Source organism: Staphylococcus sp. GDY8P72P, from assembly GCF_016890655.1.
In the GTDB taxonomy this organism is placed as follows: Bacteria; Bacillota; Bacilli; order Staphylococcales; family Staphylococcaceae; genus Staphylococcus; species Staphylococcus arlettae.
Genome location: NZ_JAFEQJ010000008.1, coordinates 93,735 through 110,431, shown reverse-complemented (window position 1 = coordinate 110,431; position 16,697 = coordinate 93,735). Strand labels below are relative to the sequence as shown.

The 16,697-nt window shown below is 34.6% G+C and carries 20 protein-coding genes; 6 read left to right on the top strand and 14 right to left on the bottom strand.

Annotated features, from left to right (window positions below; translation table 11 throughout):
* Positions 1-79: 79 nt before the first annotated feature.
* The 8 genes from JVU85_RS04310 to nagB all read right to left on the bottom strand — a co-directional run bounded on the left by JVU85_RS04310 (position 80) and on the right by nagB (position 7,131).
* Positions 80-1,480, bottom strand: coding sequence for an MFS transporter (locus tag JVU85_RS04310; protein ID WP_021459288.1), 1,401 nt, complete (start codon positions 1,478-1,480; stop codon positions 80-82).
* 158 nt (positions 1,481-1,638) lie between these two features.
* Positions 1,639-1,911, bottom strand: coding sequence for a hypothetical protein (locus tag JVU85_RS04305; protein WP_021459287.1), 273 nt, complete (start codon positions 1,909-1,911; stop codon positions 1,639-1,641).
* Complete coding sequence (locus tag JVU85_RS04300) at positions 1,898-2,284, bottom strand: hypothetical protein (protein WP_021459286.1); 387 nt, start codon at positions 2,282-2,284, stop codon at positions 1,898-1,900. The genes JVU85_RS04305 and JVU85_RS04300 overlap by 14 nt, the downstream gene beginning before the upstream one ends.
* Positions 2,259-3,398: a thiolase family protein gene (locus tag JVU85_RS04295; RefSeq protein ID WP_021459285.1), complete on the bottom strand. Its 1,140-nt coding sequence runs from the start codon at positions 3,396-3,398 to the stop codon at positions 2,259-2,261. Before JVU85_RS04295 ends, JVU85_RS04300 begins: the two co-directional genes overlap by 26 nt.
* Entirely contained in the window at positions 3,395-4,756 is a 1,362-nt protein-coding gene (locus JVU85_RS04290) for an AMP-binding protein (RefSeq protein ID WP_002510766.1), read from the bottom strand. Before JVU85_RS04290 ends, JVU85_RS04295 begins: the two co-directional genes overlap by 4 nt.
* Before the next feature lie 335 nt (positions 4,757-5,091).
* Positions 5,092-5,640 carry a 6-phospho-3-hexuloisomerase gene (gene hxlB / locus JVU85_RS04285; protein WP_021459284.1) on the bottom strand — a complete coding sequence of 183 codons (549 nt, stop codon included), beginning with the start codon at positions 5,638-5,640 and terminating at the stop codon, positions 5,092-5,094.
* Positions 5,641-5,642: 2 nt separating this feature from the next.
* Positions 5,643-6,275, bottom strand: coding sequence for a 3-hexulose-6-phosphate synthase (hxlA, locus tag JVU85_RS04280; protein WP_151507937.1), 633 nt, complete (start codon positions 6,273-6,275; stop codon positions 5,643-5,645).
* 130 nt (positions 6,276-6,405) lie between these two features.
* Complete coding sequence (nagB, locus tag JVU85_RS04275) at positions 6,406-7,131, bottom strand: glucosamine-6-phosphate deaminase (RefSeq protein WP_021459106.1); 726 nt, start codon at positions 7,129-7,131, stop codon at positions 6,406-6,408.
* Between the two features lie 365 nt (positions 7,132-7,496).
* Here nagB and JVU85_RS04270 point away from each other — a divergent pair, with 365 nt between their 5' ends.
* The 4 genes from JVU85_RS04270 (at position 7,497) to JVU85_RS04255 (ending at position 10,437) form a co-directional block, all read left to right on the top strand.
* The gene (locus JVU85_RS04270) at positions 7,497-7,856 is read left to right on the top strand and encodes a YojF family protein (protein ID WP_002509531.1); all 360 of its coding nucleotides are present in this window, start codon (positions 7,497-7,499) and stop codon (positions 7,854-7,856) included.
* Positions 7,857-7,871: 15 nt separating this feature from the next.
* On the top strand, positions 7,872-8,537 hold the full coding sequence (gene bshB2 / locus JVU85_RS04265) for a bacillithiol biosynthesis deacetylase BshB2 (RefSeq protein WP_002509530.1): 666 nt from the start codon (positions 7,872-7,874) through the stop codon (positions 8,535-8,537).
* 14 nt (positions 8,538-8,551) lie between these two features.
* On the top strand, positions 8,552-9,430 hold the full coding sequence (gene folE2 / locus JVU85_RS04260; protein WP_002509529.1) for a GTP cyclohydrolase FolE2: 879 nt from the start codon (positions 8,552-8,554) through the stop codon (positions 9,428-9,430).
* Between the two features lie 668 nt (positions 9,431-10,098).
* Positions 10,099-10,437 (top strand): transcriptional regulator, SarA/Rot family, encoded by a 339-nt coding sequence (locus JVU85_RS04255; protein WP_002509528.1) that lies wholly within the window; start codon positions 10,099-10,101, stop codon positions 10,435-10,437.
* An 85-nt stretch (positions 10,438-10,522) separates the two neighbouring features.
* Here the strand turns inward: JVU85_RS04255 and JVU85_RS04250 are convergent, their stop codons facing one another.
* The 3 genes from JVU85_RS04250 to tadA form a co-directional block, all read right to left on the bottom strand.
* Entirely contained in the window at positions 10,523-11,089 is a 567-nt protein-coding gene (locus JVU85_RS04250; RefSeq protein WP_002509527.1) for an NADPH-dependent FMN reductase, read from the bottom strand.
* A gap of 18 nt (positions 11,090-11,107) precedes the next feature.
* Positions 11,108-11,977 (bottom strand): Cof-type HAD-IIB family hydrolase, encoded by an 870-nt coding sequence (locus JVU85_RS04245; RefSeq protein ID WP_002509526.1) that lies wholly within the window; start codon positions 11,975-11,977, stop codon positions 11,108-11,110.
* Between the two features lie 100 nt (positions 11,978-12,077).
* Complete coding sequence (tadA, locus tag JVU85_RS04240) at positions 12,078-12,569, bottom strand: tRNA adenosine(34) deaminase TadA (protein WP_021459105.1); 492 nt, start codon at positions 12,567-12,569, stop codon at positions 12,078-12,080.
* 62 nt (positions 12,570-12,631) lie between these two features.
* On the opposite strand from tadA, the gene JVU85_RS04235 reads away from it, so the two are divergent.
* Both JVU85_RS04235 and JVU85_RS04230 read left to right on the top strand, forming a co-directional pair.
* The gene (locus JVU85_RS04235; RefSeq protein WP_021459104.1) at positions 12,632-13,249 is read left to right on the top strand and encodes a deoxynucleoside kinase; all 618 of its coding nucleotides are present in this window, start codon (positions 12,632-12,634) and stop codon (positions 13,247-13,249) included.
* Positions 13,242-13,910 carry a deoxynucleoside kinase gene (locus tag JVU85_RS04230; RefSeq protein WP_002509523.1) on the top strand — a complete coding sequence of 223 codons (669 nt, stop codon included), beginning with the start codon at positions 13,242-13,244 and terminating at the stop codon, positions 13,908-13,910. The genes JVU85_RS04235 and JVU85_RS04230 overlap by 8 nt, the downstream gene beginning before the upstream one ends.
* Positions 13,911-13,960: 50 nt before the next feature.
* Here the strand turns inward: JVU85_RS04230 and JVU85_RS04225 are convergent, their stop codons facing one another.
* From JVU85_RS04225 to JVU85_RS04215, 3 genes are all read right to left on the bottom strand, one after another.
* The gene (locus JVU85_RS04225; protein WP_002509522.1) at positions 13,961-14,350 is read right to left on the bottom strand and encodes a hypothetical protein; all 390 of its coding nucleotides are present in this window, start codon (positions 14,348-14,350) and stop codon (positions 13,961-13,963) included.
* Between the two features lie 74 nt (positions 14,351-14,424).
* Positions 14,425-15,114 carry an HAD family hydrolase gene (locus tag JVU85_RS04220; RefSeq protein WP_021459103.1) on the bottom strand — a complete coding sequence of 230 codons (690 nt, stop codon included), beginning with the start codon at positions 15,112-15,114 and terminating at the stop codon, positions 14,425-14,427.
* A gap of 233 nt (positions 15,115-15,347) precedes the next feature.
* Positions 15,348-16,424, bottom strand: coding sequence for a branched-chain amino acid aminotransferase (locus JVU85_RS04215; RefSeq protein WP_021459102.1), 1,077 nt, complete (start codon positions 16,422-16,424; stop codon positions 15,348-15,350).
* Positions 16,425-16,697: the final 273 nt, after the last annotated feature.

Below are 16,697 nucleotides of genomic sequence, written 5' to 3'. Positions count from 1 at the left end.
AGTCAGCTACTGCCAATATTAAAAGAGGTTGGAACAAATCAATATTGTCCCAACCTCTTTTAATAATGCCGAAAATAAATTATACTCGTTTATCTTTCGTCCACCACAATGCTTTATCCGGATTTTCAACAAAATAATCATAGTCTTCTTGATTGTCGACATTTGGATACGAACCTTTAAGTGATTTATGTGATGTACTAACATGTAATAAACCTACAACTAAAATCCCCACAATACTCATCGCCATTAAATAGTATGCTGGTGATAATGGATCGCCCGTTTTCGCTACTAAAGAAGATGCGATTAATGGCGTCGTACCACCAAATAACGAAACAGAGACGTTAAATGTTACAGCTAATGTACGATAACGAATATGTGTGTAGAACATTGTCGGTAATGAACCAGGCATCGTTGCTTCATATGTTGATAGGAAAAATCCTAAAATGAACACACCGATCACAATAAATGCAATATGTTCTAATTGCATTAGTGAGAATGCAAATACACTTGTCAATGTTAACCCGATTAACCCAATTAAAAAGACCTTTTTCTCTCCAACTTTATCAGCTAATCGTCCAAACATTAAAGCTAACGGTATCATAAATGCCATTACTAGTGTGATAATGACTGATACTGTTCCACTCTCCATTTTAATTGTACCTTGCAAATACGATGGTAAATATGACGTTACCATGTAATTTGTACAGTTGAAGAATGCCACTGCCACAAAGCAGACAATAATATCTTTATAGTAATAACGTATAATCGTATAGAAACGAATGGTGTCACGTTTTGGTTGTTTTTGAATGTCATTTTCATATACTGGTGATTCTTCTAGTTTTCTACGTAAATAGAAACCAAAAATACCGAAGAATAATCCTAAGATAAATGGAATTCTCCAACCCCATGTTGCCATTTGCTCATCATTTAACGCATAAAATAAAATTGCTGTAATTACTGAAGCACAAATGTACCCTGATAATGTCCCAACTTCTAGGCCACTACCTAAAGTATTTCGCTTTTTATCTGGAGAAGATTCAGCTACATACACCATTGCACCTGCATATTCTCCACCGGTTGAGAATCCTTGCAAAATACGAGCAACTAATAATAATATCGGTGCCCAAATTCCAATTTGATCATATGTAGGTAGTATACCTATTAACAATGTAGAAAATGCCATCATGATAATAGTTGTTGTTAATACTACTTTACGTCCGTACTTATCACCAATGATACCAAAGATAATGCCTCCTACTGGTCTCAGTAAGAACGCAATAGCGAAGGTTGCAAAAGTGAAAATTAATTTTAATTGGTCATTTTCAACTGAGCTGAAAAAGTTTTGACTAATGATGACTGCCAAGTAGGAATAAAGACCAAAATCAAACCATTCCATAGCATTGCCAAGGCCAGTAGCAAAAACAGTTTTTTTCGCTTTCTTGGCATTGACCATGTTTATTTCGTTTTTATCAAAATCCATTGAACATGTCACTCCTTTAACATGTTATAACATTATACGTAGTTAAAATTTTTTGTCAAATTTTAACAAAAATTATTTATTTAATTTTTAATAATCATACAATAGTCAGTTTTTTAGCATTTGTAATAATTATTTTTAAAATTAAGAAACGCATAACTTTATAGTTCATCGTTTTTAGTTAAGATTACTTTCTTTACTCCATTATCCGCATTCGAAACTATAATACAGGAGTCTGACAAGTCGCTTATGGTAATTTGTTCATTTATTTCAATCGGTTCAACGTATTTTATTTTAAAGTATTGCCAAGTTATATTGCACTCTGCAAAGACTATTTCTACCACTAATTGTCCAGGTACAATATCCTGATGTATGGGATTAGGGTCATTCACTAACGTTAAATATTGTTGCAACATCTCCTCAGAAATTTGCATTTTCAGACCTCCATTCTATGAACTGTTGTGTTATGGCTAGACACAATGAATGGTGTTCAAAAATTTCTAAAACAAATGTATATTTCGTATATTTTTTAAGTTGTTTAATATTTTTACATGTTAATTTAGCTTGATATGTCATATCACAGTTTAATTTATGATGTTGTGTTAAGTCAGTGCTGACAAGTGCAATACTACGGTCTTTAAATATTTGAAATAGCTTAAAATTTTGCCACACCCGAGCACATAGTAAAGGTGGTACTTCATCTGTTGCACCGTGTTTTATTTGGCATAAGTCTTTATAGTCTGTTACAAGTTGTGTGGAAAAGTAAATAGTTTGCCATTCACTACCAACGTTCGAAAAGTATTGCATTGCCCATGCCACCTCCGATACCCATCGTAGCAATAGATTTACGCGCTGCCGTCATATAGAATAAGCGCGTCACAAGTGCAGCACCACTGGCGCCATACGGGTGACCGATTGCAATGGCTCCTCCATATTTATTTAACTGTTGCGGTGTAATATGTAACTGTTGTTGACTTGCAATTACTTGAGAAGCAAAGGCTTCGTTTAATTCTATGGCATCAATATCTTCTATAGTTAATTGTTGACGCTCCAATAATTGTTGCACTGCTGGGAATGGTCCAATACCCAACAGTTGAGGGTCGACCCCAGTTGTACGACCATCAACAAAACGTAAGCCGGTAGTATAACCGTAACGTTGTGCAGTTTTCGCCTCCATAATCAACAGCATGACTGCCCCATCATTTTTCATACAACAATTACCAACTGTAACAGTACCATCAGGCAATATTGAACGTAAGCGTGATAATTTTTTCAATGTTAATTTAGGCTTGATGCTTTCATCTAGTGCAACCTCTTCTCCTTTAACTGTTAAAGGAATTATTTCCTGGGACATAACCCCTTGTTGATGCGCTAATAGAGATTTTCTATGACTCTCATGGGCATATTTGTCTTGTGCTTCTCGCGACACATGATAAGTACGTGCCACATTTTCTGCTGCTTGAATCATAGATGGGTCTTGACCCTCTGGTGCAAAAGCAGCACGTTCATAAAATTCAGGTAATTTTGTATCATAGACGGATTGTGGTCTTTTAATTTTCCACGGTGCCCGACTTGTACTTTCGACACCACCAGCAATATAAATTTCGCCTGCGCCAGCTTGAATCATTCTACATGCATGCATGATTGCCTCCAAACCAGAACCACATTGTCTATCAAGCGTGACCCCTGGTATCGAGTGCGCTAATCCTGCTTCTAGCAATGATTTTCGTGCAATGTTACCACCATTTCCAACAACATTACCTAAAATAATATCATCCACACCGGCCAAACTATCAGAGTGTTGTAATTTAAAGTGATCATATAAAGTCATCAATAAATCTTCCGGCTCAAGGTGCTTCAAAACACCGCCATATTTACCAAATGGTGTACGCTTAGCTGCCACTATAACTGGTTGTTTCATCCCTTAAACTCTCCTTTTAAATAACGTTCCTTCATATGTGCACGTGCTATTTTACCGCTATGGGTATATGTCATTTTAGGTACTTTTACTACTTTAGATGGCACTTGATAACGTGCCAAATGCGTAATCAAATGACTTTTCATTGCTGTATATGAGATTTCACTTGATCCGGTATAAAGTAAAATAGCCAGTTCACCTAATTGTGCATGCGGACGACTAATAATCACAGCTTCTTCAATATCTGGATGTAACACTACTGCTTTTTCAATTTCCATAGGATAAACATTTTTGCCTCCGATAATCAGGCGATCATTTTCTCTACCATGTAAAAATAAATATTGATGAGTATCTAAATGAGCATAATCACCAATAGTAATCCACTCTTTAGTAGGTGTGCTTGCATCGACATAACCATCAAAGACCATGTCGCTGTTTACATACAACAAACCTATGCCCTCATTATCAGGTTCGACAATCTGGACTTTTACATTTGGAAATACTTTGCCAACGGATTGTGCTGGCGCACTATTATCAATGTTATAACTAATAAAACTAGCCTCTGAAGAACCAAAAAATTCTATCAGTGTTGCCTGACTAAATAATTGCTGAATGCGTGTTCTCAACGCAATATGTAATTTGTCACCTGTACTAAAAATATAGTGCAGGTATGGTATATGTGCGTAGTAATTAACTAATTGTTGGAGCATCGTTGGCACTCCCATAAATGCGAAAGTACCATCGTTCTGTTGCATGTTCCGTATACACTGTTGTGCTTCGAAGTGTTGTTGCCCAATAAATGTTCTACCAGTATATAAGGCAAACACACACGCATATAATGATAGTGAATGCGCAAGCGGTCCTGGAGCTACAATAACTTCAATGGGGTGAACCATTAATGCCTCATTTTGTTTATACGATGCAATCCAAGAGTTTTCACCACGATAATAAGCTTTAGGGATACCTGTCGTTCCTGAAGTAAATCCAATATGTAATAAATCAGTCACCTGTTGTACATGGTTATATTTGTGTTTTTCTGTTAATACGCCATCATCGTTAAGTTGATAATTAATATGATAATGTGCACAAATCTCTCTTAATTTGGCATCAGGCCATCTAAAATCACATACACACGGAACGCCACCCTTTAGTAATACCGCAAAATAGGCAATCATCGTAGCTAATGGATTCGTCATCGTCAAGGCAACACGTTGCCCATCGCTAATACTATCTAACATATCCGCTTGTTCTTTGATAGCGTGACACAGTTCCTCATACGTGACACAGTTAGCATCAAATATCAAAGCTTTTTTGTCAGGTTGAGTTTGTGCGAAATACTGTATATTGCTCCAAACTTTCATCTTTTCACCTTCACCCCTTTGTTAACCTATATATATTATATATTAACATTTATAAGCTAACAACGTATATGGCATTACAGTAGTAACCTTAACCCAATTTATCCTATAAAAATAGCTAACATACCTTTTAAAATGGTAAAGATACGTTAGCTCAAATCGTTTATCAACACTCATGTGGTGAACAATCCCACTTCTCCTTCAACAATAAACAATCTTATTATTTAGGGAAGCGTGAAAATACTGTGACAATATAACATTGTCTCCACGTTTGAAATTTATCGAAGATAGAAAAAAGTCTGAAACAGCTTACTGTTCCAGACTTTTTATTATTACTATTATTCTAAATTAGCGTGGTTCTGTTGCATTGTTTCTTCATCAACTGATAATTTTTCCATTAAATTCAAAACTAAACTATCTAGGAAAATTTGTGATGCTTGCTCAAACAAACTACCTAAAGGTTGAGCTGAACCTTCAGCATCATATTTAGTGCCAGCTGGAAGCTCGATGACTGAGTCTGCCAATGTGCCGATTGGTGACTCAGGTTGTGTTGTTAATACAACAACCTGCGCCCCACTCTCTTTAGCTTTTTCTACTAATATTTTCAGGTGAGCAGTTGAACCAGAGCCAGAAATGACTACAAACAAATCTTCTTGATGAATAGAAGGTGTGGTAGATTCTCCCACAACATGTGCTTGTTTACCAAGTTGATTTAGGCGCATAGCAAAACTATTTGCTACAAAACCAGATCTACCTTTACCAGATACAAATACGTTTTTAGCATCCAATAGCTGCGTTAAAAAAGTACTCGTTTCTTCTGATTTAATATTAGATAGTGTTTGTTCTATTTCATCTAATATTAAACGATAATTTGTAATTTCTGCCATAATTATTTACCTTCTATAGCTGCTTTACAAGCTTTTGCTGCAGCAACTGGATCATCTGCATTAGCAATGCCGCCACCAACAATAATTAAATCAGGATTTTCTGAAACAATATCTTTAATTGTATCTGGTTTAATACCACCTGCAACTGCTACTTTAGAATTACTAATTACAGATTTAACTTTACGTAAACTTTCTAAAGGAGATTGACCTTCAGCTTGTAAGTCATAACCAGTATGAACAGCGATATAATCTGCGCCTAAATCATCTAAATCTTTCGCACGTTTTTCTAAATCTTGTACTGCAATCATATCTACTAATAATTGTTTGCCATGTTTATGTGCTTCATCAACTGCTGCTTTAATTGATGCATCTTCTGCAACACCAAGGATGGTTACAACATCTGCGCCAAATTTAACTGCTTGGCTTACTTCGTAATCGGCAGCATCCATAATTTTTAAATCTGCTAAAACTTTAACGCCGTCAACATTGTCATTTAAATGCTGTACAGATGGTAAACCTTCATTGATTACTATTGGTGTACCAATTTCTACAATATCAACATAGTCTTTTACTTTATTAGCTAACTCTGCTGCTTCTTCTTTGTTTAATAAATCAATTGCTAATTGTAATTCCAATAATCTCATCCTTTCAATATTTCATCATATCTTAATGCTACTAAAATACACTTCAATATGCATAAAAACTGCTTATATTTCGTACATTACATCTCTACCCTGAGAAAACATGATTAAAACGATATGTTAATTAAAAAGGTGCTGCCGCATCGTCTACATATATTTCCACATTGGGATGTGCATGTAATATAGTTGCTGGCACATCTTTATTTACTTCTTTTTGTGCTAATTTTGTTATAGCTGCTTGTTTTTTCTCTCCAAATGCTAATAAAATAATCCGCTTCGCCTTTAAAATTGATGCTAATCCCATCGACACTGCTTGTTTTGGTACTTCAGCTTCATGTTCAAAATAGCGACTATTTGCCTGAATGGTACTTTCTGTTAAATCTACAATGTGTGTTGGGCTATTAAGATCAGTGCCTGGTTCATTAAAGCCAATATGACCATTTTCTCCAATGCCTAATATTTGAATATCAACCGGCCCTAACTCATCTATAAGTTGTTCGTAGCGCTTAGCTTCTTGATCTAAATCATCAGCATCGCCTCTTGGAATATAAGTTTGTGTTGTAGTAAAGTAAGGATATTGATTAAATAATATATCATTCATATAATAATGATAACTTTGTGGATGGTTTGAAGTTAAACCGACATATTCATCTAAATTGAACGTTATAACATCACTCACATCAAGTTGATTTTTATGCAATAACTCTACTAAAAATCGATACACGTCAACCATCGTCCCGCCAGTAGCTAGGCCTAACTTACTATGCTTATCACCGTTCATCTGCTTAAATAATTCACACGCTACATAAAAAGATGCATAAGACTGCGAACCTAAATTAGTTATTTTCACAAAACTTCCCCCTCTATAAACTTTTCGATACTTTTATTTAAATGTATACTGTTGGCATCATTAACAGCAAATAACATTATCAACTCTTAGTTTATCATGGGGCTAGTTATTTAACCTAAAATCCTGTATCATTAATATTCAATTTATAAAATTAATTGAGCATAGTTATACATTTCTACCGCAGTTTTTAGTAGAATAGAAAAATAATAGTAATTAAATGTAGTTATTTTAATAAACTGGTATAGGATGTTTTTTCCTATTTAAAATATATTCTTATTCCGATTTTTAGTATTAGCATTCATGATATTAGTGAATGTTATGTTTAATCACTTAAATTACTAAACATCAAACAGGGAGTGAAGTTGTTGGAACTTATCGAACGAGAAAAAGTACAATCCATACTAACATCATATGCAAATAAGCCTGTTTATATCCATGTTGAGACTACAAATGGCGCGTATGCCAACCATTTTGATCAACGTGTTTTTAATGCAGGGACATTTTTAAGAAATATCAATATTACCTTTGAACATGCACAATTAAAAGGTGGCGACAAAGACCCATTTCGCGTTGGTTTAAAACTTACAAATAATGGATGGGTTTATGTACAAGGATTAACACATTACGAAATCAATGATAATGGAGAATTTCTAATTGCAGGTTTTAATTATGAAGGTCAACTTGCAGCTACATTAGAAATCAGCACACAACCATTTAATATTTAAAGGAGGACACCACATATGTCAGAAGAAAATCACGTACTGGTTGTCTTTCCACATCCAGACGATGAAACATTCTCATCAGCCGGAACACTTGCACGCTATATTGATAACGGCGTTCCCGTCACTTATGCATGCCTAACTTTAGGTCAGATGGGTCGTAACCTCGGGAATCCACCGTTCGCAACTAGAGAGTCGTTACCAGATATTCGCGAAAAAGAGCTAGAAGCAGCAATGGAAGCAATAGGCATCACAGATTTACGTAAAATGGGATTGCGTGATAAAACTGTCGAATTCGAACCAAATGATGAAATGGACGCTATGATAAAATCATTGATAGATGAATTAAAACCGTCAGTGATTATTTCATTTTATCCACAATTTGCAGTGCACCCTGACCATGAAGCCACTGCAGAAGCAGTCGTACGTACTGTCGGTCGTATGCCTAAAAATGAAAGACCAAGATTACAATTAGTAGCATTTAGCAATGATGCTCCCGAAAAATTAGGTGAGCCTGATATCTTAAATGAGATCAGTGATTATAAAGAGGTAAAACTACGCGCATTTGAAGCACACGCATCACAAACAGGTCCTTTCTTACAACAATTGGCCACACCGGAACTATCTGGTGAAGCAAAAGGCTTCTTAGAAGTTGAACCTTATTGGACTTATAACTTTGAATCTTAAGTGGAGGCAATAGCATGACTGAATTTGATTTATCTACAAGAGAAGGCAGATGGAAACACTTCGGTTCTGTCGACCCTATCGAAGGTACTAAACCAACAATTAAAGAAAAAATGAAAGACCTACAAAGTACGCATAAAAATTTCTTGTTTGAAATAGAAGAAGTTGGCATTAAAAACTTGGTCTATCCTGTACTAATTGATCGTTTCCAAACTGCTGGTACATTTAGTTTTTCAACGAGTTTAAAACTAGATGAAAAAGGCATTAACATGAGTAGAATTTTAGAAAGTGTGGAAAAACATTACAATAATGGGATTGAGTTAGATTTCACTGCTTTATATCAAGTATTACAAAGCTTACAAAAAAGTATGAATCAAAATGATGCCGGTGTCGATGTGTCTGGTAAATGGTTCTTCGATCGCATTAGCCCAGTAACTAACATTAAAGCAGTCGGACATGCAGATGTTACTTATGGTTTAGCTATCGATAAACACTCCGTTACCAGAAAAGAATTAACTGTCGAAGCGGCAGTTACTACACTGTGCCCTTGTTCAAAAGAGATTAGTGAATATTCTGCACATAATCAACGTGGTATTGTTACGGTCAAAGCATATATGAATAAAGATAAAGAACTTATCGATGATTATAAAGAAAAAATCTTAGATGCTATGGAAGCAAATGCAAGTTCTATCCTTTATCCAATTTTAAAAAGACCTGACGAAAAAAGTGTCACTGAACGTGCCTACGAAAACCCTCGTTTTGTCGAAGATTTAATTCGTTTAATCGCTGCAGATTTAGTAGAATTAGACTGGATAGACGGTTTTGATATTGAATGTCGTAACGAAGAATCAATCCACCAACATGATGCTTTTGCTAAATTAAAATATCGTAAATAATTTCATATAAACATTTTAAGAGACTGGGACAAAATTGATTCGTCCCAGTCTCTTTTTGTATTAGCATTAAATTGCCCTTAAATTTTAGGTCTCCTAAGCGTTTATCTATAATATTGGCAGTCTTTTGTGCCAACTCCTGCGGGAATAGCACTTGCCGAAGACTACAGGCTAAGGCAGTGCCCGCGGAAAGCGTGCACAAAAACTGCCAACAAAGCCGGAAACTTGGTCAGTTTTAGCCATCCATGTCGAAGTAAGACAACGCAATCCATTTAATAAATTCAGATTTCTATCCCACCCCCATTTTGTTAATTTGTAAATAAAAGCATTATTTATTAATATTTTAACAATATCTAGATTATCAACATTTTATATAGTAAATATTTAGCTACTAAGAGTAAAAAAACTTTATTTCTATCTAGTCAAAAAAATATTACAATAATGGGCATATAGTAAATACTTATATGGCTACTACTTAATACCTGTTAACCATCTTATTTTAAATTTATTTTCCACCTATTATACATACATTAAAGTGACACAATGTTCGATAACACACTATCATTTCAAACACAGAAATAACTCAGCTTAATTGATTTTTTATATAGCCGGAATTTATTAAAAATCCGACTCACTGACATTGTCACTTTATTCATTGGAGGTTTTATATTATGAATATTATTCATTACGAAGAAAAACGTACTTTAATAAAACGATTAATCAAGCAAGATTTAAATTTAACATTAGTTGAAATTGTTATATTAGATAAAATTGCGACAATTAATAAGCACAGCATCGAAGCAACTGAATTAAAACAAGCACTGTACAACAAAAACACACCCATTTCAACACAACTCAGTAACCTTATCGCTTTAGGTTTACTCAAGAAAGAACGTGATTTACACGATGAACGCCGCATACACTTATATGATATTCAATTAGCTAAAATCAACAACTTACTTTTACGGTTCAAAGAAATTGTTAACACTGTAATTATGACGCCACAATAAAAGCTACTTAAGTACGACGCCTTACGTAGACCGATGTAACTGTCTCTAACGCAAACATCATATTTAAGTAGCTAAGAAAAATGGTTTATTTTAAATGTTCATATGGACTATTTTGAGCAAATGAAACAATTTGATCTACGAACAATCTCGCACGTAATTGGAACTCTTCATTTGCTAAATAATATGTACCATCATCTAATTTTTTATAATCAGAGTCATGTGTAGCAATTTGAGTTGGTATCGCGATACCTAATAATGTACGGACGATCAAACGTAAATGAGATAGTGGTTCTGCACTGACAATTCCACCACTGTTACCAATTAAGCCAACTGGTTTCATTTTAAAATCATCCATAGTTAAATGATCTAACGCATTTTTTATAATACCAGAGTACGAACCGTGGTAGTTTGGTGTACCTAGCACGAAAAAGTCCGCTTCGCGTGCTTTAGTTTGTAGCTCTTGTAAATTTGCTTTGTAAGTTTCTAGAGGCGCTAACGCTCCTGAAACATCTAACTGATGTATAGGTTTATCAGCTAAATCAAAAATTTCTACTTCAAAATCATGCGTTTCAAAATGACCTTTCAAATATTTTGATAACGCTGTTGTATGAGAGCCAACTTTGGCACTTCCAACAATTATTAAACCTTTCATTTATGTCACCTCATAGTATTATTTGTTACATTCTGCAAGCAATTTCATGATGGCTTTGCCCACACCACTGTTTTCATTTGTTTCAGTGATATATTTAGATGCTGCTTTCACTTCTTCAGTACCATTTGACATTGCTACCGGATAACCAACACGTTCTAACATAGAAATATCATTGAGATTATCTCCTATCGCCATAACATTATCCATATCAATATGTAGTTTTTCGGCAATTGTAGCTAATGCAATTCCTTTTTGAGCATCCGCATGTGTGATTTCAATATTCCCTCTAGAAGAAGAAGAAACAGCTAGACTACCAGACTCGGCCAACTTAGCACTGACACGATCAATCTTCTCCAAATCGCTATCAAATGCTAATATTTTCATGACGATTTCTCCGGGAGTTTCTTTAATTTTATCGTAGTTTTCCACCACTTTTAACGTACCATTATCAATACGTTTTTGAATACCAGCTTTAATCTTTTCAACATCTGCTTGTTGACCTGCACGTTCTGCAATATCGATATAAATTTCTAAATCACGTTCTGGATTTTCCGTATAAATACCAATATTCGTATAGATTTGATAATAAATATCTTCACTGTTCAGTTCACCAGTAATTCTATCAATTAACTCACGGTTTAAATTTGAAGTACTACTAATATTGAAAGATTCATCCCTAACTTCTGCACCATTCAAACATATATATGGTACTTTTAAATCAGTTTGTGCAACGGGTGTACTCGCTTCATAAAAAGCTCTTCCTGTGGCAATAACTACTGTGATACCTAGTGATTGCGCATAATGAATCGCATTTATATTCTCCTCTGAAATCTCATGTGCCGCATTTAATAACGTCCCGTCCATATCTGTTGCAATTAAATTTATCATTATTAATGACCTCATTTCCTTCTTTTCTCAATCACACAAACACTATGAATTATTCTCATTTGCCACAAATTTGTAACACATTATATAGTTTAACAAATCTTTAGCTATTTGTATTATCCTCTGTTCGACTGATTTTTTTCTGTTTTCTAATGTTTTTAAAAAAACACGTTAACATTTCAGCACAACTTTGCTCTAATATACCAGATGTTACACTGGCACGATGATTAAATCGTGCTTCTTGTATTAAATCCATCAAGCTACCGCCACATCCACCCTTCGGATCTGGTGCGCCATACACAACATGTGGTATACGACTCATAACAATAGTCCCTGCACACATCACACAAGGTTCCAAAGTAACATACAATGTACAACCTTCTAAGCGCCAACTACCTATTACTTCAGCTGCCTTTTGAATTGCAATATGCTCTGCATGCGCTGTTGGGTCTTGCAAATTTTCTCTCAAATTATGTGCTCTAGCGATAACTTCTTCATCTTTCACAATGATTGCACCAATCGGTACTTCTCCAATATTATTTGCTTTGCGTGCTTCTGCCAACGCAATTTCCATATAAAATTCATCTCTTGTCATGGGTCTTACTCCTCACATATGGTACAATACTTATTGTCTATTTTAACATTGGAGCGTTAATTATGAAAAACACATTTATAGCAATAGAGGGACCGATCGGTGTCGGTAAATCCTCATTAACACATAAACTCAGTTGTGAGTTCAATTTTTACGAAGAAAAAGAGATTGTCGATGAAAATCCTTTTTTATCAGAGTTCTATGAAGACATTTCAAAATGGAGCTTCCAAACCGAAATGTTTTTCTTATGTAATCGATATAAACAATTTCAAGACATTGCCCAAATTCAAAATGGTATTGTCAGCGATTATCATATCCACAAAAATAAAATATTTGCACATAACACACTTACACCTGTAGAGTTTGAAAAATTCTCCCGTATCTATGATATTTTAACTGAAGACTTACAAATGCCTAATATGATTATCTTTCTGGATGCCGACTTACAAGTGTTAAAGTCACGAATTGCACAACGCAATCGTAGCTTTGAGCATCAAATTTCAGATGACTATTTATTATCATTGAAACGAGATTATAATCAATATTACGATACGTTAAAAGCTGAAGGTGCGAATGTCATTAAAATTGATACGACCCATCTTGATTTTGTACAACACGCAGATGATTATGCTTATATATTAAATTTAGTGAAACCCATGATTGGAGGAAATGTACATGAATAATTACGGTATACCACAAGACGCAGTGATTACCATTGCGGGTACAGTAGGTGTAGGTAAATCAACGTTAACTAAAGCATTAGCCGAACGCTTAAACTTCCGTACTTCTTTTGAGAACGTAGAACATAACCCATATTTAGATAAGTTTTATCACGATTTTGAACGTTGGAGCTTTCATTTACAAATATATTTCTTAGCCGAACGTTTTAAAGAACAAAAACGTATGTTTGAATATGGTGGCGGCTTTATTCAAGATCGTTCTATTTATGAAGATGTCGATATTTTTGCGAAAATGCACGAAGAACAAGGAACTATGACTCCTGAAGATTTCCATACGTATTCTGAATTATTTAATGCTATGGTTATGACACCATACTTCCCAAAACCAGATGTCCTTATTTATTTAGAATGTGATTATAATGATGTCATTGAACGTATTAAACAACGTGGCCGTCAAATGGAAATTGACACAGATCCTGCATATTGGCAAAAACTATTCCAACGCTATGACAATTGGGTTAGCGAATTTAACGCTTGTCCAGTAGTCAGAGTTAACATCAATGAATATGACTTACATGATGACCCAGACTCCCTTGACGGTGTCATCAATAAAATCAAAACAGTTATTGATACTTATAGAAACGTAGATCAACGACAACATTAAATATTCAACCTAAAAAGAGGAGCTATGAGTAAACTCATGCCCCTCTTTTTTTATTCTAAATGATGTCGATGAATAATTTTTTCTATGTCTTCTTCAGCCACCACTGCACTATAATAATCATCAAGTGATGCAACTAAACCAAACGTATTCGCTTTTTCTTGATCATTTGTACCTATATAATGATTGCCTTCATTATCTTGATAATAGTCAAATATAGCCCCTTGATATCGTGCTTCTTGAAACAACTCATATAACTCATCTAACTTATCACGTTGCACATGTTTATAATACAGCGTATGTAATGTGTGTGTTGTAGTTTCTGCTTGAAATCCCTTTAGTTCGCTCGCTGCATCTTCTGTAACAAGCAACACTTCACTACCACTTATATCAACAACTTTATATGTTTCGCTTTGATATACAGCATACTTCCCATCAATCACGTCTCTCACCTCTGTTATAAAAAAGTCATAATATACGTTTCGTATATTATGACATATCTTAGAAAACTCTACTATTAATTTAATATATCTAACACTTGATTGGCAGTAGGTAAAATATAATCTGCTTCTGTAAACGTTTCTTTAATATCCACACCCGTTAATACTGCAACACTAAGCCCAAGTTGTGCATTTTTCCCAGTTTTAATATCATTAGCTGTATCACCGACGATCATAACATCAATTGAATCGACATCATAGTTATCAAATAATGGTTTTAGCACCTCTGGATTAGGTTTCTCTACTGCATTTGCTTCAGTTGAAATAACCACATCAAAGTATTTATGCATATTTGTATCAGTTAAAAATTGTTCGACACCTTTTTTCGTATCGCTAGTAACAATACCTAGTTTATAGCCCTGCTGATGTAAAGCTTTGACTGTTTGATCGACACCTTCTACCCACACATTTTCAGGCACACGTTGATCAACTAATGTTTGACTTCGTTGTTGTGCCCATGATGAGACATCTTGACCTGCTAGGTTATCAAAGGCATTAATGATTTCATCTAACGAGCCAGACGCCATAACTGTACCTTGTTGAATTTCATTATTCACGATACCTAATCGCTTATAAGCCTCTGTCACATCACCTATAGCCGATTCATATTGTGTCATAAAGTCATCTACTAATTGGAGACCAATCTTCATCCAACTCCTATCAAAATGTATCAATGTGCCATCTTTATCAAATAAAATCCATTTCATAAGTGCCTACTCTCCCATACTTACATCCATTTTATTAAGTTCATATCAATTATGCCATGCTATAGCATAACTATTAGTATTATACTTTCTCATCATATCAAAAAATGATACTCAATTTAATTAAAAAAGAAGTAGCGCTGAAATCAATAGATTTTCATGCCCTACTTCACTGTACTATGTTACAATTTTAGTTAATTTTTGCGTCTAATAATATTAGTTATAACATAAAAAGTTTAATATTTAGGAACAACTACTCTCCAATTTTGTGGATCAGCTAATTGACCACTTTGAATGCCAACATAGTTGTCATAAAGTTTTTGCGTAACTGGACCTGTTTCATTATTATTAATAATAATTTCTTGTTCACCATACTTCAATTGGCCTACTGGTGAAATAACTGCCGCTGTACCTGTACCAAACACTTCAGTTAACTCACCTTGTTTATGAGATTCAATTAATTCCTCAACGGATACACGGCGTTCTTCTACTTCATAACCTAATTGTTTGGCTAGCTCAATTACCGATTTACGTGTAATACCTGGTAAAATACTGCCATTCAATTCTGGTGTTATAACTTTACCATTTTCGACGAAGAAGATATTCATACTGCCAACTTCTTCTACATATTTTTGTTCCACACCATCTAGCCATAACACTTGATCATAACCTAATTTAGAGGCATTCGTTTGCGCTAATAAACTCGCTGCATAGTTACCTGCTACTTTAGCATGGCCAACGCCACCACGAACTGCACGCACATATTCATCTTCTACATAAATTTTAGTTGGACTTAATGATTCACCACCATAATAAGAACCAGACGGCGATAAAATGATAAGTAATTTATAAGAGTAAGATGGACGTACTCCTAAAACACCTTCTGTAGCAAAGACATAAGGTCTTATGTATAATGATTGTCCTTCACCTTCTGGTACCCAATCACGTTCAATATCTACAAGTTGTTTTAATCCTTCTAACACTGTCTCTTCATCTACTTGGGGCATTTCTAATCTTGCTAAAGAGTGATTGATACGTTTAAAGTTTTCATCAGGTCTAAACAAGACAACTTCGCCATTATGTTTGTATGCCTTCAAACCTTCAAATACAGCTTGACCATAATGTATTGCTTGAGCGGCTGGAGAAATTTCAATTGGACCATACGGCACAATTTGTAAATTATGCCATCCTTTATCTAAATCATAGTCGTAGCTCAACATATAGTCAGTGAAATACTTTCCAAAACTTAAATCAGTTGGATCAGGTTTTTCTTTAAGATTTTCACGTTGCACAAATTCAATTTTTTCTGACATAGCGTATTCCTCCAGTATATTCGTAATTCATATGTATTATAAAGTATATCAATCCATATAGTCGCATTCAATAATTTTCAAAAAATTTAAACAAATTGACTAATAAGAAACAACGACCTTTGCGTTATAGAGGTCTAATCAATAGATTATCTACTCTACATATTATTTTAATTGGCTAATCAAGATAATTCTTACGAATAAAACTGCCACTCATATTTATTTTCAAATATATCTAAACTTTTAAAATAAGCTAATAACTATATTAAATGTGCC

Coding starts and splice junctions, on each gene's coding strand:
- JVU85_RS04290 (WP_002510766.1), bottom strand. CDS start 4,756: ATGAAAGTTTGGAGCAATATACAGTATTTCGCACAAACTCAACCTGAC.
- hxlB (WP_021459284.1), bottom strand. CDS start 5,640: ATGGCAGAAATTACAAATTATCGTTTAATATTAGATGAAATAGAACAA.
- JVU85_RS04220 (WP_021459103.1), bottom strand. CDS start 15,114: ATGAAATGGATTTTATTTGATAAAGATGGCACATTGATACATTTTGAT.
- JVU85_RS04245 (WP_002509526.1), bottom strand. CDS start 11,977: ATGATAAATTTAATTGCAACAGATATGGACGGGACGTTATTAAATGCG.
- JVU85_RS04310 (WP_021459288.1), bottom strand. CDS start 1,480: ATGGATTTTGATAAAAACGAAATAAACATGGTCAATGCCAAGAAAGCG.
- JVU85_RS04255 (WP_002509528.1), top strand. CDS start 10,099: ATGAATATTATTCATTACGAAGAAAAACGTACTTTAATAAAACGATTA.
- JVU85_RS04230 (WP_002509523.1), top strand. CDS start 13,242: ATGAATAATTACGGTATACCACAAGACGCAGTGATTACCATTGCGGGT.
- folE2 (WP_002509529.1), top strand. CDS start 8,552: ATGACTGAATTTGATTTATCTACAAGAGAAGGCAGATGGAAACACTTC.
- tadA (WP_021459105.1), bottom strand. CDS start 12,569: ATGACAAGAGATGAATTTTATATGGAAATTGCGTTGGCAGAAGCACGC.
- JVU85_RS04300 (WP_021459286.1), bottom strand. CDS start 2,284: ATGCAATACTTTTCGAACGTTGGTAGTGAATGGCAAACTATTTACTTT.
- JVU85_RS04235 (WP_021459104.1), top strand. CDS start 12,632: ATGAAAAACACATTTATAGCAATAGAGGGACCGATCGGTGTCGGTAAA.
- JVU85_RS04295 (WP_021459285.1), bottom strand. CDS start 3,398: ATGAAACAACCAGTTATAGTGGCAGCTAAGCGTACACCATTTGGTAAA.
- JVU85_RS04305 (WP_021459287.1), bottom strand. CDS start 1,911: ATGCAAATTTCTGAGGAGATGTTGCAACAATATTTAACGTTAGTGAAT.
- JVU85_RS04250 (WP_002509527.1), bottom strand. CDS start 11,089: ATGAAAGGTTTAATAATTGTTGGAAGTGCCAAAGTTGGCTCTCATACA.
- bshB2 (WP_002509530.1), top strand. CDS start 7,872: ATGTCAGAAGAAAATCACGTACTGGTTGTCTTTCCACATCCAGACGAT.
- JVU85_RS04215 (WP_021459102.1), bottom strand. CDS start 16,424: ATGTCAGAAAAAATTGAATTTGTGCAACGTGAAAATCTTAAAGAAAAA.